Origin of the sequence: Marivita sp. (assembly GCF_051859345.1) — a bacterium.
Lineage (GTDB): Bacteria > Pseudomonadota > Alphaproteobacteria > Rhodobacterales > Rhodobacteraceae > Marivita.
Map to the genome: position 1 here is coordinate 1 of NZ_JBHYFV010000087.1, position 3,935 is coordinate 3,935.

Below are 3,935 nucleotides of genomic sequence, written 5' to 3' on the forward strand. Positions count from 1 at the left end.
GACCCTCTCTGGCGACGTTACGCGGCGCGCGCTAATCTGCCGGATGGACCCCGGCATGGAACGACCGGACCAGCGCCAATTCAGCTTTGATCCCCGTGTCGAGGCGCGGGCCAACCGCCCCGAACTGGTCATGGCGGGACTGACCGTGTTGCGCGCCTATATCGAAGCAGGACGACCGATGCCGCGCGACACAATCGGTTCGTTCGAAGCCTGGAACCTTGTGCGCGAAGCTCTCTTGTGGCTCGGGCATGACGATCCGGCTGATACCCGTGAGCGCATTCTTGCCGACGACCCGGCCAAGGCAGTGCTGCTCGATCTGCTTCGCCTTTGGCGGTCAGCCTTGCAGGACCGTCCCGTGACCCTCTCCGAACTGGCGACAATGGCGGACAAGCAGGGCAACGGACCGGCACAGGACCTTGTCGCGGAGCTGATCGCGACCACCCGCTATCAGCACTTCAACGCGCGCAGCGTCGGGCGGTTTCTGGCCAAACATGTCGACCGGATTGTCGGTGGTCTGGTGCTGCTGTCAGACTCCGATGGCTCGGGCGTGAAGTCCTATCGTGTTCGAGACGTCAGCGCGACGGCGCGGGCCGAAAAGGACGCTGCGCCATCCCATTTCTGAGGATGGCGGGAACTGGAAAGCATAACCGGGTTTGACAGGGTATTGCGGGTTTGCGCCAACCGCGCGCTACCGCTGCAAACCCGCCTAACCCCTCAAAACCACAAAGCCCGGCAGCTGCTATACCTGCCGGGCTTTTAGTGTGCCCTCAGAGCCGCCTCAGACGTCCGAGGCGGGCGGTTTGGGCAGGGTGTGAGCGTGTGCGCCCGGCAGGGGCAGCACGGTTGCCTCGGGCCGCTCATGGGCCACCGCTTCCGCACCTTGATGAGTATGGATTCGCCAGATCCCGGTCTCATCGACAAACACCGTGTAGGCGAGCTCACCGCTCCCGGTCGGAGCTGCAGACCGGCTCTTGTGCAGGTACTCGAGGCCAAGCCAAAGCACGCCCAGCGCGAACGCCGGAGGCACGATCAGCCACAGCGTCTTCATCCAGTCCGACAGCGACTGGTAGGTGTCGAATAGGTCCTGCCAGAAATTGTAGAAATCCATTTGCGATCTCCCGTCCGAGAAAGAAAGCACATAGAAATATGTATTACAATACATGGTGAAGCGGTTGCCTTGTCGGCTCCTTCTTGGGCATGGAAATCAAGAAGCGCTTCGGCTTTGCCGTGAAAGAACAACGGAAGAAGTTAAACGTATCGCAGGAAGAACTGGCGATGCGGATTGGTGCCGATCAGGCATATGTTAGCCGCGTGGAGGCGGGACAAATCAATGTGACGTTGGAGACCGCCGAGCTTATTGCCACCGCACTTTCAGTAGAATTAGCCGAATTAGTTTTGCGATCGGAATCGCCGATGCGAAGTTAACCGGCGGACGGTGAGGGTTCTTCGTCTTCCATATCAACAGTGACAAAGTTCTGTGAAGCATCACCTGACAGCTGCCTTTTTAGTTGTCTTAATGTATTGATGTAATATGCTTCAGCAGCTTTCCAATGACGGAAAATTCTACATCTAATTTTAGAAACAAAAACCTGTGGTTCTAGCGCCAAGAACAATGCCGAGGTTGAAGAAATATTAGAAAATATTTCGTTTCTTAAATTGTGATTGTCCGGCAAGTGGGATGGATTGAAGTTCTCGTATACAAAATTTCGTACTGCCTCCCGATGCAGCCGCCAATCTTTTGCGTCCACACTTACGGGCTTTGTATTCTGGAAATCTAAAACCGGACCTACACCATTGAGGTGCTGGAAAAGTTCATGTGTTCCACGGTCAAACATTTCTGGCGAAATGATAACAACGTCGACATCAGATGTTTCAGCGAACGATCTGCCGAATTTGTGTGGCGATGGGCTAAATCCAAGTTTGGCACTACCAACGATACAAACGTCTTGATAACCGATTTCAAAGTGGTCCGCGACCTGTTCTCGGAATATGAGATACTTCATCGGACTGCTTGAAAAAACAAATGGCACGCCCTCAAGGAGGAAAACCTTAGCGACAACGTCTAAGTTGTCCATTGCTACCAAGAGAGATTTCAAGTCTTCTGGAGACAAAGTAGAGCTATTCACTAAGAGGTCCAGAAGCTTTTTCTGCTCTTTGGTATTGTCTCCAGCCGTTGCCATGCTGATTTCTCCCGAGAGTGCATTGACCGCCATGTTAGCGACCTAAAGACGAAGGTGGGAGATGTTTTTTATTGTTTGGCTGGTGCCGCTTACGTGACTCGAACACGTGACCCCATCATTACGAATGATGTGCTCTACCAACTGAGCTAAAGCGGCCTGCCAAACGCAGAGCGACCTACTATCGCCCTACTATATTCTTCATGTCCCCGCCAACCCGCTGGCTTCGAACGTCATTCTCTAGCGGACCCGCTAATTACGAATGACGTGCTCTACCAACTGAGCTACAGCGGCGCCGGGGCGGACGGGACGCGGCGCATCACCGGTTCCGTCCGCCGACGAGCGCTTTAGCGGCGCGCCGGACCAAGATCAAGTGGGTCTTGGCCCGCCGCGCCGTTCCCCGGGCGGCAAGCCGCGTTCGGTGTGACGACCCGGCCGCGGCTGCCGGTGCAAGGTCTCTGCCTTCGCGGCGATCAGACGACCACGATCGGCGCAGGTGTCGGCACCCGGTTGTACAGGTCGATCACATCCTGCTGCATCATCCGGACGCAGCCCGACGACACCGCCTTGCCGATCGTCCAGTATTCCGGCGATCCGTGCACCCGGTAGAGCGTATCGACGCCATCGTCGAAGATGTAGAGCGCGCGGGCGCCCAGCGGGTTGTCGAGGCCCGGCGGCATGCCGCCATTGCGGACGCTCCAGCGCTCGAGTTCCGGCTGGCGCGCGATCATCTCGTCCGGCGGCGTCCAGGTGGGCCATTGACGCTTGTAGGCGACGCGTCCGCGGCCCGACCATTCAAACCCGGCGCGCCCGAGCCCGACGCCGTAACGCATCGCCTGGCCGGCTTCCTGCACCAGGTACAAAAAGAAGTTGGCCGTGTCGACGACCAGCGTGCCCGGCGGCTCGGGTGTCGGATAGGCGACCTGCTGGCGCCAGAATTGCGGCGGCACCTTGGAGATGTCGATCGCCGGCAGAGGAAAACGCTCGCCTGGCATCGGGCCGTAGGCGGCGACGACCGTCGGGGACGGCCGCGAGGGCGCCGGCGGTTGGGTGGCGATGTCGGCGGCGCGGCGCGACGGGCCTGCCGTCGTGCAGCCCGCAAGGCCGAGCCCGGCCAGGCTCGCCGCACCTGCGGCAAACCGGCGTCGTGTCAACGATGTCCGTGTCATCCCAGCACCACCACGCGCGGTCCCAGCGGGACCCGTTCGTAAAGGTCCTCGACATGGGCGTTGATCATCCGGATGCAGCCGTTGGAAACGGACTGCCCGATGCTCCAGGGTTCGGTGGTGCCGTGAATGCGGTACATGGTGTCGCGATTGCCTTTGTATAGATAAAGAGCCCGCGAGCCGAGCGGGTTGCCCGGCCCTCCGGGCACGCCGTTAGCGTATTTGGCGTATCGGGCAGGATTGCGGCGGATCATGTTGTCGGTCGGCCGCCAACTTGGCCATTCGGCCTTGCGCCTGATGACCGCCTCGCCCCGGAAGGCGAGGCCGGCCCGGCCTACGCCGACGCCGTAGCGGCGTGCGCGGGCGGGCGTTTCGGTCCAGTCCAGATAGTGGTTGCGCGGATCGACAACGATCGTGCCGGGCGCATAGCCGCCAAAGCGCACCGACTGCGGTTCGAAACGGGGCTCGAGCCGGAAGTCGGCGTCGTGGGCGTGGGCCGGAAGCACGGGCGCCAATAGGCTCGTGCCCGCTCCGGCTATGAAGATGCGTCGTGAAAGCATGTTGGTCTCCTGAATCAAGACGTGACCGGGCG

Annotated in this window: 6 protein-coding genes and 1 tRNA gene; 2 read left to right on the forward strand and 5 right to left on the reverse strand. The window is 59.6% G+C overall.

All coding sequences use genetic code 11. The features are described 5' to 3' along the window. A partial coding sequence (locus tag ACTIEN_RS21935) for a hypothetical protein (protein ID WP_439525271.1) occupies window positions 1–622 on the forward strand: 622 nt, incomplete at its 5' end. A gap of 156 nt (window positions 623–778) precedes the next feature. On the opposite strand, the gene ACTIEN_RS21940 is transcribed toward ACTIEN_RS21935, so the two are convergent. Then, on the reverse strand, window positions 779–1,108 hold the full coding sequence (locus ACTIEN_RS21940) for a hypothetical protein (RefSeq protein WP_439525272.1): 330 nt from the start codon (window positions 1,106–1,108) through the stop codon (window positions 779–781). Window positions 1,109–1,197: 89 nt separating this feature from the next. Here ACTIEN_RS21940 and ACTIEN_RS21945 point away from each other — a divergent pair, with 89 nt between their 5' ends. Beyond that, a complete protein-coding gene (locus ACTIEN_RS21945; protein WP_439525273.1) occupies window positions 1,198–1,425 on the forward strand; it encodes a helix-turn-helix domain-containing protein in 228 nt (75 codons plus the stop codon). On the opposite strand, the gene ACTIEN_RS21950 is transcribed toward ACTIEN_RS21945, so the two are convergent. The 4 genes from ACTIEN_RS21950 to ACTIEN_RS21965 all read right to left on the reverse strand — a co-directional run. After that, entirely contained in the window at window positions 1,422–2,213 is a 792-nt protein-coding gene (locus ACTIEN_RS21950) for a hypothetical protein (protein ID WP_439525274.1), read from the reverse strand. The genes ACTIEN_RS21945 and ACTIEN_RS21950 overlap by 4 nt on opposite strands. Before the next feature lie 47 nt (window positions 2,214–2,260). Then, window positions 2,261–2,336, reverse strand: a tRNA-Thr gene (locus ACTIEN_RS21955). Window positions 2,337–2,650: 314 nt separating this feature from the next. Then, window positions 2,651–3,346, reverse strand: a complete 696-nt coding sequence (locus ACTIEN_RS21960) for a L,D-transpeptidase (RefSeq protein WP_109766919.1) — start codon at window positions 3,344–3,346, stop codon at window positions 2,651–2,653. Further along, on the reverse strand, window positions 3,343–3,935 hold a 593-nt coding region (locus tag ACTIEN_RS21965; RefSeq protein ID WP_439525275.1), incomplete at its 5' end, for a L,D-transpeptidase. The genes ACTIEN_RS21965 and ACTIEN_RS21960, both read right to left, overlap by 4 nt.